This is a genomic window from Avibacterium paragallinarum, from assembly GCF_900450705.1.
GTDB lineage: Bacteria > Pseudomonadota > Gammaproteobacteria > Enterobacterales > Pasteurellaceae > Avibacterium > Avibacterium paragallinarum.
The window spans coordinates 64,100-77,335 of the sequence record NZ_UGHK01000002.1; the positions used below are offsets into that span (position 1 = coordinate 64,100).

The window sequence follows — 13,236 nt, forward strand, 5'->3', positions numbered from 1 at the left end:
TTTGAAATTTCACAATATTGAAGGTTGGTGGTGGTTTTTAGTTATCGCCGTATTAGCATTTGGAGGATAAACAATGACACCAAAAAAACAAGATTTAGTGCGTGAAATTGCAACCCGTGCCAGTGCTGTGGATTATTGGGCATTTATGCACTATTTGCCTAACCCAGACCCTGTGTTGAAAAAAATGGGTAAAGATATTTCCGCCTATCGTGAAATTTTATCCGATAGCCACGTGGGCGGTTGTGTACGCCGACGTAAAGCTGCAATTAAAGGGTTAGAATGGCGACTTACACCAACAGGTAATAAAAAAGTCGATGAAATTCTGGCCGCACTTTTTGAACGCTTACCTCTCAACCATATCATTAACCAGATTTTAGATGCCACCCTCTTTGGCTATCAAGCTCTTGAGGTGATGTGGGCGGAAGAAAACGGCTTGTTATTACCTGCCGAGATTGTGGGTAAACCGCAAGAATGGTTTGTGTTTAATGAAGAAAATGAATTGCTACTGCGTGATAAAGAGGAGCGCGATGGTAAGCCTCTCCCTGAAATGAAGTTTTTACTTGCCACCCAGCAAGCAGATTATATGAACCCTTATGGCCGTGCCGATTTAGCCATGTGCTTTTGGGCGGCCACCTTTAAAAAAGGCGGGCTAAAATTTTGGCTCGAGTTTGTGGAAAAATACGGCAGCCCTTGGCTGGTGGGTAAACATCCAAGACAAACCCAGCCGCACGAAATTGAAGACTTGCTGGATAGTATGGAAAAAATGCTGGGAACTGCGGTTGCGGCTATCCCAAATGACAGCACCATTGAGCTGTTAGAAAGTGGTAGCAAAGGTGGCTCATCACAGGTGTTTGATGATTTCCTGCGTTATTGTAAATCAGAGATTGCTATTGCCATTCTAGGGCAAAATCAAACCACCGAAGCCGAAGCTAACCGCGCTAGCGCAACGGCGGGGCTTGAAGTAGCCAAAGCCATTCGCGATGAAGACGCGGCGATTGTAGAAAGCTGTTTTAATCAGCTTTTAAGGTGGATTTGCAAACTCAATTTTAATGTGGACACCTTGCCAACCTTTGAACTCTTTGAGCAAGAAAGTATTGATAAATTGCAAGCCGAGCGTGACCAATTGCTGGCGAGTATGGGGGTGCAATTTAGCGAGCAGTATCTCGCTCGCACTTATGGCTTTGAGCAGGGAGATATTACCCTAAAACAACAACCGTTACCGCAGCAAAGTGCGGCGCAAAAATCGGCAGAATTTAATGAGCCAGCTCCCACAATGCCACGCAATATTGCCGATGGCATTGTGGAACAGCTGGAAATTGAAGCAGAAAGCCACGTGGATAATTGGTTGCAAGCGGTACAAGATAAACTAGCATCGGCTGAAAGTCTTGAGGATTTTCGCACGCAATTAGATAGCCTTATCCCAGAATTAGATTTTAGCGAGTACGCCCAAGTCATGGCGTGGGCATCAACCAGTGCGGAGCTGGCGGGGCGTTATAGCGTCAATAAAGAAAGTAAAAAGGAACGCTAAATGGCAATAGAAAACGGTTTCACCTTTAAAGAGCAAGTGCGCTATTTTGAGAAAAAACTCAATTTACCCACTGACAGCTATTTAGATGTGTTAGGCGAAGAACACGACTATTTTTTTATGGTCGCAGGGGCAAATCGCAATGAAATCATCGCACAGTTTCGTCAAGCGGTGGATGATGCCATTGCACGAGGTGAAACCCTAGAAGGCTTTCGCAAGCGCTTTGATGAGATTGTGGCAAAAACAGGTTGGCAGTATAAAGGTGGGCGCAACTGGCGTACACGGATCATTTATGACACCAATGTGTATGGCGCTTATAACCGTGGGCGGTTAAAGCAGCATTTGGATTTAGCCGATGTGATGCCTTATTGGGAATATCATCACCACGACAACGCCCACCCACGTCAGGCGCATATTGATTTAGATGGCACCATTCGCCCAGCCAATGATCCGTTTTGGCGTTATTACTACCCTGTTAAAGCCTACGGTTGTCATTGTACCGTCGAAGCACACGATGAAGATGATTTAAGGGAAATGGGCAAGCAGGTATCACCTCCCGTGGAAATTGAATTTGAAGAGAAATTGGTTGGCGTGCGAAGTGGTAACCCAAGAACCATCAATCTGCCCAAAGGCTATGATGCAGGTTTTGCTCCGCATAATTTTGACAATCTCACCGCAAGCCGAAATCAATCGGTGGATGCGGTCTTAATGCAAAAATTAAGCCAGTCTGAGCCACGTCTTGCGAGCCGTTTGATTAATGATGTGATCAGTCAACGCCCGCAAGCGGTGGCAATGTTAAACACCGCAATGGCGGAGATGGTCGAAACTGTTACCAAAGAGAAAATGGCACGCGGTCAAATGAAATATGTGGGCGTGCTGTCTGATGAGGTCTTGACTAAGTTAGAGGTGCTAGACAAAGCTCCACAAAGTGCGGTGATTGCGGTGCGTGATCAAGATGTGTTACACGCTTTGCGAGATAACAAACAAGCAAAAGGTATTAACTTACCTGTTGAGTTTTGGAAACAGCTGCCTGAAAAGCTACGCCATCCTAAAGCGATTTTGCTCGAAAGCCAACAGAAGCAACCGACCTTAGTGTTTGTGCATGACACGGAACAAGGTAAGGTGGCAGTCAAAATGGATTATGACATTCAACATCGCGATCAACTGACGCAGAAAAAACAACGGGTAAAAGTGAATATGGTGAGAACGGCAAGTGTGATTGCTGATAAACGTCAATGGGAAAGCTTAAAAGGGTTTGAGGTTTTATGGGGAAACTTGGATTAATAGCCACAGTTTGCCTGATTCGAACAGGATAATACGGTAGTTGCCTAGCGTAACCTTTCCAGTAGGAAACCCCTGTGGCTAGTTAAACTATACCCCTAACTTATTTTTTAATCAATAGGAGAAAATAAAATGAACATTTTTGAAGAAGAACTTAAAGAAGCCGAATTAAAATTAAAAGCCCTAAAACTCGTACCAGAGTTTCAAGGCTTAATGATGGTTGATGCTCAATTTGTATTAAAACAAATTGAACTAATATTACTCAATTTTCAGACTGTTAAGAGTGATCAGGCGAAATTTGACGAAGTAGCTTTAAAACTTCAGGCTGAAATTCAGCGATGTCAGTTACGGCTGACTGAATAAAATCAGTATAAACATCGTTGTAGGCTTTATGCGAAAGGTTGAAATTATTACATTTCGCTGCTGCCAAAGTTAAAACTTGAGCAGTTAAAAGCTGTTCTAATAGTTCAGTTTGTTTATCTTTCATTTGAAAGTCCTTAAATTAAAGCGTGGCAACATTACCACGCTTTCTTTTTAATCCAATTTGCGAGGTAACACAATGATTAAAATTACCCTTGATGATACGCTACCCAAACAGCAGTTAGAGCGTATCGCACGCACCTTAAAAGCCCCGCGTAAGCTCTATGGTGTGTTGGGTGAAACCTTGAAAAAAATTCACGCCGAACGCTTTAAAAACGAAGTCGCTCCTGATGGCAAAAAGTGGCAAGCCCTTTCGCCCATTACCCGTCAAATTAAGGGTAACAATAAAATTCTAAGGCAAGATGGCTATTTGTCGCAGAAAACCGCTTACAATTATGATGATCATCACGTGGAATTTGGTAGCGATGCCAAATATGCCCGCCTACACCAATTTGGAGGCAAGATTGTACCGAAGAAAGCAAAACGGCTACGCTTTGGTAAAAGCAAGATTTTTGCCAAAAAAGCGGATATTCCTGCCCGCCCTTGGTTAGGGATAAACAAACAAGATGAGCAAAGATTGCTAAAAAAAGCCACCGCACTTTTACAGCGACAAATTGAGCAAGGGTTATAGTATTTAAAATCGTGCTTACAAAAAAGCGGATGCTTTTTTGAACATCGGCTATGCCGATGGGGCTAAAAGCCCGAGCAAATTTCGCTATTGCGAAAATTGCGAGTAAAACGTCCATAGCGAAGTTTTCTTTTTAAGTGGTATATTGCCTTACGTTAAATTTTTTGAACGCACTGTGAAAGTTTTGAACGGGGTTTGAACGACGTATAAAATACCATTTAGCCATTATTTCAAAATAACGCCATAATCGCGTGTTATGGCGTTTTTTATTTTTACCCTTATGCTGGGTCATCTTGTAAATTATCTCTTCTCTTTAAGCGGTCTTTAATGCCTCTTTAATCGCCTTTTGATTTAAGTGGAGTATTTTTTGGAATACCGCTGGGAAAATCACGCAAAAAAATCTTTAAAGGACTTTAAAATCTTTTTCGTCTCTCTTTCGTTACTCTATCGGTGTTTCAGCAAACAAGGACACCGATATGACCCTTATTGATATTTTTCGAGCAGGCTCTCGCCCTGACGCCAATGGCAATGTGGTGAACATTACCACGGAGTCGTTGCAACAGGCGATTGATGCCTATAACCCGCAATTCCACGAGTCCCCCGTGGTGATCGGACACCCTAAAGACAATCACCCTGCTTATGCGTGGGTGAAAGGCTTACAGCTCAACGGGGATACATTGCAAGCAGAACTGACCCAGATTGATCCTGATTTTGCCGAAATGGTACAGAATGGACGATTTAAAAAGGTGTCGGCATCTTTTTACTTACCTGATAGCCCGAACAACCCTGTTGCTGGCAAGTTGTATTTACGCCACGTGGGCTTTTTAGGTGCTGTACCACCTGCGGTAAAAGGCTTGCGTAATCCTGAATTTAATGAGGAAGAACAAGGCATCGTTGAGTTTAGCGATTGGGCGCAATCAAGCCTTTGGCGGCGACTACGGGATTGGGTGATTGGTAAGTATGGACAGGAGGAAGCAGATAAAGCCCTGCCTGATTATTTGGTGAGTTCGGTGCAAGAGGAAAGTATCCGTGAGGAGTATCGCCATACTGACGTCCTTGTTCCAGACTTTAATGAAAATAATGTGCAACCAGAAGGAGAACCCGCAATGAGTGCAGAAGAAAAAGCCGAGCTTGACCGCTTGCGTCAAGAAAATGAGCAGCTAAAAGCGACAAAAGCCAAAGCCGAAGCTGAAAAAGCCGAAGCAGAACTTAACTCAGCCAAAGCCGAGAATGCCAGTTTTGCCGAAGCCTTAATTTCGGAAGGCAAACTTGCCCCGAAAAATAAAGACAAGGTGGTGTCAATGCTCAATGCCATGACGGTGCAAGCCCAAGGTGGTGTCGTGGAATTTGAAGAGGGTGAAAGCCTTGTTCAGCAGTTTAAAGCCTATCTTAAAGACCAGCCTAAAGTGGTTGAGTTTTCAGAGGTAGCGACCAAAGACAAGGCCGCACAGCCTGCTGACGAGACGGTGGACTATGCCGAAGGCACAAGCCCAGCCAGCATTGATGCGGATAAACGCATTCGTGCTTATATGGGCGAGCACAATGTGGATTACACCACCGCATTTAATGCGTTATTTAACTAATTAACCAACAAGGAGCAATTTTTATGGCACTGGATTTATCAAAATTACGCGTACAAGACCCTGTACTCACCAATTTGGCTTATGGCTATCACAACAATGAACTGATTGGCGATAGCCTTATGCCTATCGTTGAAATCGACAAAGAAGCGGCAAAAATCCCGACATTTGGGCGTTTAGCCTTCCGTATTCCGACGACCACGCGAAGCCTACGCGGGGCATCTAACCGCTTAGAGCCTGAAGATTTGGGCGCGATTGATGTGGCACTGGAAGAACACGACGCAGAATATGCCATTGATTACCGCGAAAGCAATGAAGCCAGTTTTCCATTGCGTCAATACGCCCTAGGCGTTATCCAAGATGTGATTGCGTTAGACCGCGAAAAACAAATCGCCACCCTTGCGCAAAATGAGGCGAGCTATGACAGCACCAATAAAGTGGCATTATCTGGCACAAGTCAATTTAGTCACAAAGACTCCGACCCATTTGCCGTCTTTGACGCAGCAAAACGTGCGATTAAACGCACCATTGGGCATAAAGCCAATGTGTGCGTGATTGCAGGCGATGTGTGGGAGGTGCTGAAATCCCACCCGAAAGTGATTGAAAAAATTAAGTATGTGCAAAAAGGCGTGATTACGCCAGAAATTTTTGCGGGCTTAATTGATATTGACACCGTCAAAATTGGCGAGGCAGTTTATGAAGAAAGCGGTCAGTTAAAAGATATTTGGACTAAAACCGTGGTGTTGGCTTATGTGCCGAAAACCGCCGATAAGAAAGGCACGGTGTATCAGCCAAGTTTTGGCTATACCGTTCGCCGTCGTAAAGGATTATTTGTGGATACCTACCAAGAAAGCGGTGGCAAGTTAGAAGTGGTGCGTTGTACCGATATTTATAAACCGCATTTGGTGGGCAAGCCTGCGGGTTATTTAGTGAAAGACTGTATCGCGTAACCCCTTTAAACCGCATTTAAACGTCCTTTAAGTGCGGTTGAAAAATCCTAAATTTTGGAGAATGCAATGAACGAAAAATTACTTTACGCCGTGATTGGCGCAGTGGCTGTTTTGCATAACGGTAAACGTTATGAAGTGGGCGAAACCCTTGAACTCACGCAAGAAGAAGCACAAAACATCGCCTTGTATGTGGAACTTACCGAAAGCGGCAAAGTCAAGCTCGCCCAACAGCAACGCAATGCTGAGGAAGCACAACGTAAAGCTGAAGAAGCCAAAAACAACAAAGAAGCGACCACTAATACGGCGAATGCCAACACGGAAAATCAGGCATAAGGCGGCACAATGTACATTAATGCAGAGGATTTAAACGAGCTATTAAGTGAACGTGCCTTAATGGATCTTTCGAATGACAACAGCCGTGCCACAAGCATTAACTTTGCGGTGTTAGATAAGGCGTGTTTGTATGCCACGGAGATTGTCGATGGGTATTTGCGTTCGCGTTATGTTCTGCCGCTGCATCAAGTGCCAACCCTTGTGCGTAATCTCTGTTTGCAACTGGCACGCTATTGGCTGTATTCACGCCGTCCTGATGGCAAAGGTTTTCCTGACCAAGTCAAAGACAGTTATGCCCAAGCGCTGAAAGATTTGGAGCGTATCCAATCAGGCAAATTGCATTTAGGGCTGACCGAGCTTGTCGATACGATGGACGACAATGTGCCTGCTGTACCGCGTTTTGTGGCACGAGCACCTGAAAAAGTGGATTTATCGGGGTATTAAAATGTCTGCCACCTTGCCGATTTTAACGAGCGTCCAAGAACGCTTACTTGAGCGAATAGATCGCTTTAGCATTGAGCTTTTCCCCGATGATTTGGCGAATTACTACGTTAAAGACGAATACGGGGTCATCTTAGTGCAATACGCAGGCTCGAAGTTTGAAACCCAAGGTAGCACCGACCTTGTACATCAACGCCGTGATGTGCATCTTGCTTTAACCATTATTGCCCGTAGTCAGCACGATGATAGCGGGGCATTAGAGGTGCTGGATAAGGTTCGCTTGGCGATTGTGGGCTTTCGCCCCACTAATTGCGAACCTTGTGTATTAATTAGCGAAGAGTTCGCGGGTGAAGACGAAGGGCTTTGGCAATATCAACTGATTGTGCAAACCAGCACGTGGCAGGTGGAACAACGCGACCTGCAAAATTCACACAAATTTACCACCGCACTTTTACGCCGTGCGGATCAACATTAAGGAGAAAAATATGGCTTTTCACCACGGAACTGAAACCAAACGTGAAACAGGCGGATCTGTTCCCGTTCAAACCGTTGATGGGGCGATTATTGGCATTGTCGGCACAGCCCCAATGGGAGCGGTAAACCAGCTTACGCTGTGCCAAACGAAGAAAGATTTTGCCCAATTTGGCACGCTTACAGGTAAAGGCTTCACCCTCCCTGATGCCTTTGAGATTTTAAGCCGTTATGCCAGTGGGCAGGTTTATGTGGTCAATGTGTTAGACCCCACTCGTCATAAAACCCAAGTCAATGATGAGGTATTAACCCAAGACCCAAACACCTTAATTGCCGTAACGGAAAAAGCGGCATTGCTCACCTTAACGGTGAAAGCAAACAATGTGGCTCTCACTGAGGGGACAGACTACACGGTCAATATGCAAACAGGGGAAATCTGCTTTAAAGCCAGCAAAACCAGCCTCACTGTGACCTATACCTATGCTGACCCAAGTAAGGTTACGGAAGAAGATATTAAAGGCGGCGTGGAAAGTAGTACGGGGCAACGCAAAGGCTTTGAGTTATTGCGTGATGGCTTTAATAAATTTGGGGCAGATGCCAAGGTGTTGATTTGCCCTGAGTTTGATAAAACGGCGACTTGTGCTGCCGCCCTTCAAGTGCTGGCGGAGCAACTAAAAGCGGTTGCCTATGTGCAATTGCCAAAAGGAACAACCCTTTCTAAAGCCATTGAAGCACGAGGTCCACTGGGTAACCTTAATGCCAAAGCCAGCTCAGAACGAGTACGCCATTTTTACCCTTATGTCACAGGAATGAGTGGTGGGCTTGAAAGTCTTGCCACGCACGCGGCGGGGCTGCGAATGAAAACCGATGTGGAACAGGGTTATTGGTTTAGTACCTCTAACCGCGAACTGTTGGGCGTGATTGGTATGGAAGTGCCATTAACGGCGCGTATTGATGACTTACAAAGTGAAACCAATCGCTTAAATGCCGTGGGGATTACCACGATTTTTAATAGCTTTGGCACAGGGTTTAGATTATGGGGCAACCGCTCAAGCTGTTTCCCAACGGTTACCCATATCATCAACTTTGAGACCGCCTTGCGTACAGGGGATTTAATTGATGAAAGCATTCGCCGTGCCGAGTTGCAATATATCGACCGTCCGATTGATGATGCGTTAATTGACAGCCTATTGGAAACCATTCGCACCTACTTAGGAACGCAAAAAAGCCTCGTAGGTTTTGAAGTGGGGCTCGATTACGACTACGACTTGGCAGATGCTTTTAGTCAAGGGCAGATCCCCTTGACCTATGATTACACACCAAAACTGCCAGCTGAACGCATTAGCAATCGCTCAGTGATGACGCGTAAATATTTGGTGAATTTGGTTGGTCAAAAATAATTAAGGAGCAAGAATGAGTACAGCAATTAATCAAATCGTCAATGCCAATGTGTATTTCAACGGTAACTCTTTGCTAGGTAAAGCCAAAGAAATTAAGGTTGCCGATATTGAGTTTGAACAAATTGAGCATAAAGGGCTTGGTTTAGTGGCAACCATTAAACTGCCAGCGGGTTTAAATGCCCTAGAGGGTGAAATAACTTGGGATAGTTTCTACCCTGAAGTTCGTGTACAAAATACTAACCCATTTAAACACCAGCAATTAATGATCCGCTCTAATTTGCAAGTATTTAACGCAATGGGCTTGGCAGAAGAAGCCCCATTAGTTACGGTAATGAATGTGCAGTTTAGTAAAACCGCAGGCGGAAGTTTTAAACCTAAAGAGGCGGTTGAGCTGCAAGATAGTTTCCAAATCTACAGCATTAAGCAGACCTTAGAGGGGAAAGAATTGCTCTACGTGGATACCTTTGCCAACATCTACCGTGTAAACGGACAAGATGTGTTGCAAAAATACCGCACGAACATCGGGCAATAAAAAGTCTTTAAACCACTTTAAAATCAATTTAAAGGCGATTTAAGTAAACTCCTTGGCGAAGTTAAACAAAACCAACCAAGGAGTTTTTTTATGTCTAAACAAACTGAACAACCAAGTAACCGTATCAAATTATCTCGCCCAATTACATTAGGCTCAGGAGATCTTTTAGAAGAGGTAACCGTACGCCGTGTTACAGCAGGTGATCATCGTAAAGCAGCTGCACGCTGTAAAAATGATCCTGTTGCTACGGAATATGCTGTGATGGCAATGGTAAGTGGTTTACAGCAAGAAGATTTTGATGCGTTAGATTGGGAGGACGTGCAACTTATTCGTGGCTTTCTGTTCGATTCAGCAAGTTGATATTGATGAACTTTATACACTCTATGCGGATTTAGCGTGGTGGTATGGCTGGACGCAATCTGATATTGATGCCCTCACAATGGAGGAGCTTGATTGCTGGCTTACACAGGCTAATAGACAAGTAAAAGCGGGCTATATGCGAGTATAGCCCCAGTTAATGAAAAAGCCAATAAGTAGGGCTGGGATAGGCATTATTACTGCGACAGCGACTGAGTAAAGTAATGCGATAAACACCCAAAAGAAGAGGTAGAAAATCGCAATAAAACCGATTTCAGCAAATCCCGTTGCGGTGGCAAATTGTTCGGCTGGAAATATGTCTATAGCAGCCCAAATGCCCGCAAGAATAAATGAGCAAACCATAATGGCTTTCGCAATCGCCAATGTTCTCTCTGAGTGTATCTCTTGCTTCATGTTCCCTCCTAGTCTTATTAGCTAACTTTACCGTGAGAAAGAAAAAATGGCAACAAATGAATTAATGATCGGCTTAGTCATTGGTACAACGCTTAAAGGTGTGAGTGCGGCATTCACAACGGTAACTAAGCTGTCCTCTCGCCTATCTAGTCAAATCGAAAAAGCCACAGCACAACAAAGCCGATTTGGTCTTGCTTTGCAAAAAATGCACTATCCTGCCAAAAGCCTTGATGCTATAGCAAAACGTTATCAGCAGCTAGATAATGCGATTAGCCGTGCCGAAAAAAGCCAACAACGTCTTAATGGGGCTATGGCATTCTCTGAAAATTGGGATAAGGCTAAAAAACGTATGCAAGGGCAATTAATGGAGACCGCTGCTCACGGCTATGCGGTAGGTCGCCCATTAATGACCTCAATTCAAACTTATATGGCTCAGGAAGATGCTGCTAACGACCTAAAAATCACGATGATGAAAGCTAATGGTTCGTTCGGGAAATTTAAAGAAATCGGCAAAATTGCCGATGATTTAGGACGTGATTTACCTGGCACAAAAAAAGATTTCTATAACCTTGCTCGCGCCTTAAAAATGCAAGGGGTGAACGATGACATCCTTATTGGTGGAGGATTGCAAACAGCGGCGAAACTCAATGTACTTTTAGGTATGGATCAATTTGAGGGTGGTGAGTTTCTTGCAAAACTGATGGAAGGCCACGGTCTTTCTGAGGGGGAATTAAAAGCCTCAGCAGATAACCTACAACGTGCGATGTTTGCGGGTGGGATGAACAAAGAACAAATGTATGGGGCGATGACCTATTATGCCTCTAACGTGCGCTCTATGAAACTCACTGGGGAAGAAAATGCCAAGAAAATTTTTGCTATCCAAGGAATGGCTGCTCAACAAGGCTTAGAGGGAACCTCTTTTGGGACAAACTTTTCCACGATGCTTGACCGAATGAATAAAGGCCCGAAGATGATCGCCGAAGCCAAAAAAGGTATGAAAGCCGAAGCGCGCGATATTTTAGAAAGCTCAGGCGTTGAATTTAATTTTTGGGATAAAAAGGGCAATTTTAAAGGCATTGACGGAATGATGACCGAGCTAGAAAAGCTCGACATTATTCGACAGAAGTATGGTGATGAAGGTGCGGGTCTTGTAGCCGATGCGCTCTTTGGCACTGAAGGGAAACGTGTGGCCCTATTACTTGCACAAAAAGGTAAGCAGGGACTGGAAGAGTTTTTGCAGAAAATGCGCGAACAAGCCAGCCTTGAGGAACGTATCGCCCAAAAAACACGCACCCTAAGCGCAGCGATGGAAGCCCTAGGTGGCGTATGGGAAAGTGCGGTAGGAACAATAGGCTCGGCGTTTGCAGATGACTTAAAAGAGATAGCCAAAGCAGGCCAGCATTTTATTGAAGATACATTAACACCGTGGATTAGCGAAAATAAAGGGCTAATTAGAACTTTCGTGGGTTTTGTCGGTGGACTATTAGCGATGAAACTTAGCTTTCTAGGCGTGGGTTATGGGCTCAATTTGCTTTTTAGTCCTTTTGTAAGGCTTTATGTTGGTGCAACAAAGTTAAATGGTGCATTTAATGCGATACGTTTAGCGCGTCTAACAGGGGATTTCTCTAAACTAAGCCTGAAATTGCGTCTTTTAAATCGAGCGTTTAGTTTCGTCGGCGGAGGAAGTTGGCGACTGGCTAAAGGGTTATCTGGTGGCATATTCGGGGCGACAAAACGCGTCGCGTCAGCGTTTATCTCTGCGAATAAGTGGGGATTTAAACTTGGTATGACGTTAGCAGGTAAGCTATTTGGTGGCTTACAACTTGTGGGTAAAGGCATTTTATTTATTGGTCGTGCCTTAGGTCTAAATCCTATTGGTATAGCCGTTATGGCTATCGCAGGTGCGGCGTTCTTAATTTATCAATATTGGGAGCCGATTAAAACATTCTTTTCAGATATGTGGGAAAACGTGAAAGGCTTCTTTAATTCAGGGATTGGGAATATCACCGCAACTATCCTTGATTGGTCGCCAATCGGATTATTTTATAAAGCCTTTGCTGCTGTATTGAACTGGTTTGGCGTTGATTTGCCAAGTAGTTTTAGTCAATTTGGTATGGGCATGATTAATAAACTTGGCGAAGGTATAAGCAAAGCCTTTGAAGGCGTTAAAAATTTTATTGGCAGTACAGTAGATTGGATCAAGGGGAAACTTGGCTTTGCAGCAGAAACTGAGCTAGCTATTTCAACCAAGCAAGCCAATATTGCACAGTCAGCCATTGGTAGTAGTTCAATGGCAACCACTGGTGCACAACTTGCTCTTGATAACGCTAAAAAACGAGGCTTTTCTTCGGGTGGTTATACAGGCGATGGTGGCAAACACGAAGTGGCTGGCGTGGTGCATAAAGGCGAATATGTCCTGAATAAAGAAATCACCTCGCGTCTTGGCGTGGCTAATATCCAACGTTTAGCCAATATTGCAATGGTTGCTGGGCAATCTGCCTTTGCGGCAGTAAGCCCCTTAGAGCCTGTGATGACGGAGGTAAAACAGCCTAAAAGTACTATTGCAGCAAACACCGTAACAAGCGGACAAAAAGAGGCAAAAAAACAACCGCACTTAACGCCAAAAACAAAAACAGGTGTGAAGAAAAAATCACATCAAGCAGGCGTACAGCAAGCCCTATCGCAACGTGCAAAAGAAAAAGCTGAGCCAATGCAACATAAATCACCTATTGTGGTGCATTTTAGCCCTGTGATCAATGTTAATGGTAACCAAGAGAAAACGGATATTTTGGCGGATATTACCCAAGCCATGCAACGTGGTAACCGTGAGCTTGAGCGCGTTGTTGAACGTATTTTTGACCAGATGATTGACCAGCGTGGGCGTAGAGCGTATTAGGAGGAAAG

15 protein-coding genes are annotated in these 13,236 nt (G+C 44.4%); 14 read left to right on the top strand and 1 reads right to left on the bottom strand.

Annotated elements, in window-relative coordinates; all coding sequences use genetic code 11:
- Positions 1–73: 73 nt before the first annotated feature.
- The 13 genes from DXZ23_RS04765 to DXZ23_RS04825 all read left to right on the top strand — a co-directional run bounded on the left by DXZ23_RS04765 (position 74) and on the right by DXZ23_RS04825 (position 10,069).
- Positions 74–1,528 (top strand): DUF935 domain-containing protein, encoded by a 1,455-nt coding sequence (locus DXZ23_RS04765; RefSeq protein WP_021724090.1) that lies wholly within the window; start codon positions 74–76, stop codon positions 1,526–1,528.
- Positions 1,529–2,809: a phage minor head protein gene (locus tag DXZ23_RS04770; RefSeq protein ID WP_017805323.1), complete on the top strand. Its 1,281-nt coding sequence runs from the start codon at positions 1,529–1,531 to the stop codon at positions 2,807–2,809. It abuts the gene before it with no gap.
- A 129-nt stretch (positions 2,810–2,938) separates the two neighbouring features.
- Positions 2,939–3,169 carry a hypothetical protein gene (locus tag DXZ23_RS04775; protein WP_017805322.1) on the top strand — a complete coding sequence of 77 codons (231 nt, stop codon included), beginning with the start codon at positions 2,939–2,941 and terminating at the stop codon, positions 3,167–3,169.
- A 196-nt stretch (positions 3,170–3,365) separates the two neighbouring features.
- A complete protein-coding gene (locus DXZ23_RS04780) occupies positions 3,366–3,857 on the top strand; it encodes a phage virion morphogenesis protein (RefSeq protein WP_017805321.1) in 492 nt (163 codons plus the stop codon).
- Positions 3,858–4,330: 473 nt separating this feature from the next.
- The gene (locus tag DXZ23_RS04785; protein WP_017805320.1) at positions 4,331–5,437 is read left to right on the top strand and encodes a hypothetical protein; all 1,107 of its coding nucleotides are present in this window, start codon (positions 4,331–4,333) and stop codon (positions 5,435–5,437) included.
- Positions 5,438–5,460: 23 nt separating this feature from the next.
- Entirely contained in the window at positions 5,461–6,384 is a 924-nt protein-coding gene (locus DXZ23_RS04790; protein ID WP_017805319.1) for a major capsid protein, read from the top strand.
- A gap of 66 nt (positions 6,385–6,450) precedes the next feature.
- Complete coding sequence (locus tag DXZ23_RS04795) at positions 6,451–6,717, top strand: DUF7210 family protein (RefSeq protein ID WP_017805318.1); 267 nt, start codon at positions 6,451–6,453, stop codon at positions 6,715–6,717.
- A 9-nt stretch (positions 6,718–6,726) separates the two neighbouring features.
- Positions 6,727–7,161, top strand: a complete 435-nt coding sequence (locus DXZ23_RS04800) for a gp436 family protein (protein ID WP_017805317.1) — start codon at positions 6,727–6,729, stop codon at positions 7,159–7,161.
- Between the two features lies 1 nt (position 7,162).
- The gene (locus tag DXZ23_RS04805) at positions 7,163–7,633 is read left to right on the top strand and encodes a Gp37 family protein (RefSeq protein WP_035695585.1); all 471 of its coding nucleotides are present in this window, start codon (positions 7,163–7,165) and stop codon (positions 7,631–7,633) included.
- A 10-nt stretch (positions 7,634–7,643) separates the two neighbouring features.
- The gene (locus tag DXZ23_RS04810) at positions 7,644–9,029 is read left to right on the top strand and encodes a phage tail sheath family protein (protein WP_017807371.1); all 1,386 of its coding nucleotides are present in this window, start codon (positions 7,644–7,646) and stop codon (positions 9,027–9,029) included.
- Positions 9,030–9,042: 13 nt separating this feature from the next.
- Entirely contained in the window at positions 9,043–9,561 is a 519-nt protein-coding gene (locus DXZ23_RS04815; RefSeq protein ID WP_017807372.1) for a phage major tail tube protein, read from the top strand.
- Between the two features lie 90 nt (positions 9,562–9,651).
- The gene (locus DXZ23_RS04820; RefSeq protein ID WP_017807373.1) at positions 9,652–9,921 is read left to right on the top strand and encodes a phage tail assembly protein; all 270 of its coding nucleotides are present in this window, start codon (positions 9,652–9,654) and stop codon (positions 9,919–9,921) included.
- Positions 9,893–10,069, top strand: coding sequence for a GpE family phage tail protein (locus DXZ23_RS04825; RefSeq protein WP_238544447.1), 177 nt, complete (start codon positions 9,893–9,895; stop codon positions 10,067–10,069). The genes DXZ23_RS04820 and DXZ23_RS04825 overlap by 29 nt, the downstream gene beginning before the upstream one ends.
- Here DXZ23_RS04825 and DXZ23_RS04830 read toward each other — a convergent pair.
- Positions 10,054–10,332: a hypothetical protein gene (locus DXZ23_RS04830; RefSeq protein ID WP_035695708.1), complete on the bottom strand. Its 279-nt coding sequence runs from the start codon at positions 10,330–10,332 to the stop codon at positions 10,054–10,056. The two genes, DXZ23_RS04825 and DXZ23_RS04830, sit on opposite strands and share 16 nt — an antisense overlap.
- 46 nt (positions 10,333–10,378) lie before the next feature.
- Here DXZ23_RS04830 and DXZ23_RS04835 point away from each other — a divergent pair, with 46 nt between their 5' ends.
- Positions 10,379–13,228 carry a phage tail tape measure protein gene (locus tag DXZ23_RS04835; protein ID WP_021724076.1) on the top strand — a complete coding sequence of 950 codons (2,850 nt, stop codon included), beginning with the start codon at positions 10,379–10,381 and terminating at the stop codon, positions 13,226–13,228.
- The last annotated feature ends 8 nt before the right edge of the window (positions 13,229–13,236 follow it).

What these genes read in the sequence shown, in the direction of transcription:
- DXZ23_RS04765 (WP_021724090.1), top strand. Translation starts at nt 74, where the DNA reads ATGACACCAAAAAAACAAGATTTAGTGCGTGAAATTGCAACCCGTGCC.
- DXZ23_RS04770 (WP_017805323.1), top strand. Translation starts at nt 1,529, where the DNA reads ATGGCAATAGAAAACGGTTTCACCTTTAAAGAGCAAGTGCGCTATTTT.
- DXZ23_RS04775 (WP_017805322.1), top strand. Translation starts at nt 2,939, where the DNA reads ATGAACATTTTTGAAGAAGAACTTAAAGAAGCCGAATTAAAATTAAAA.
- DXZ23_RS04780 (WP_017805321.1), top strand. Translation starts at nt 3,366, where the DNA reads ATGATTAAAATTACCCTTGATGATACGCTACCCAAACAGCAGTTAGAG.
- DXZ23_RS04785 (WP_017805320.1), top strand. Translation starts at nt 4,331, where the DNA reads ATGACCCTTATTGATATTTTTCGAGCAGGCTCTCGCCCTGACGCCAAT.
- DXZ23_RS04790 (WP_017805319.1), top strand. Translation starts at nt 5,461, where the DNA reads ATGGCACTGGATTTATCAAAATTACGCGTACAAGACCCTGTACTCACC.
- DXZ23_RS04795 (WP_017805318.1), top strand. Translation starts at nt 6,451, where the DNA reads ATGAACGAAAAATTACTTTACGCCGTGATTGGCGCAGTGGCTGTTTTG.
- DXZ23_RS04800 (WP_017805317.1), top strand. Translation starts at nt 6,727, where the DNA reads ATGTACATTAATGCAGAGGATTTAAACGAGCTATTAAGTGAACGTGCC.
- DXZ23_RS04805 (WP_035695585.1), top strand. Translation starts at nt 7,163, where the DNA reads ATGTCTGCCACCTTGCCGATTTTAACGAGCGTCCAAGAACGCTTACTT.
- DXZ23_RS04810 (WP_017807371.1), top strand. Translation starts at nt 7,644, where the DNA reads ATGGCTTTTCACCACGGAACTGAAACCAAACGTGAAACAGGCGGATCT.
- DXZ23_RS04815 (WP_017807372.1), top strand. Translation starts at nt 9,043, where the DNA reads ATGAGTACAGCAATTAATCAAATCGTCAATGCCAATGTGTATTTCAAC.
- DXZ23_RS04820 (WP_017807373.1), top strand. Translation starts at nt 9,652, where the DNA reads ATGTCTAAACAAACTGAACAACCAAGTAACCGTATCAAATTATCTCGC.
- DXZ23_RS04830 (WP_035695708.1), bottom strand. Translation starts at nt 10,332, where the DNA reads ATGAAGCAAGAGATACACTCAGAGAGAACATTGGCGATTGCGAAAGCC.
- DXZ23_RS04835 (WP_021724076.1), top strand. Translation starts at nt 10,379, where the DNA reads ATGGCAACAAATGAATTAATGATCGGCTTAGTCATTGGTACAACGCTT.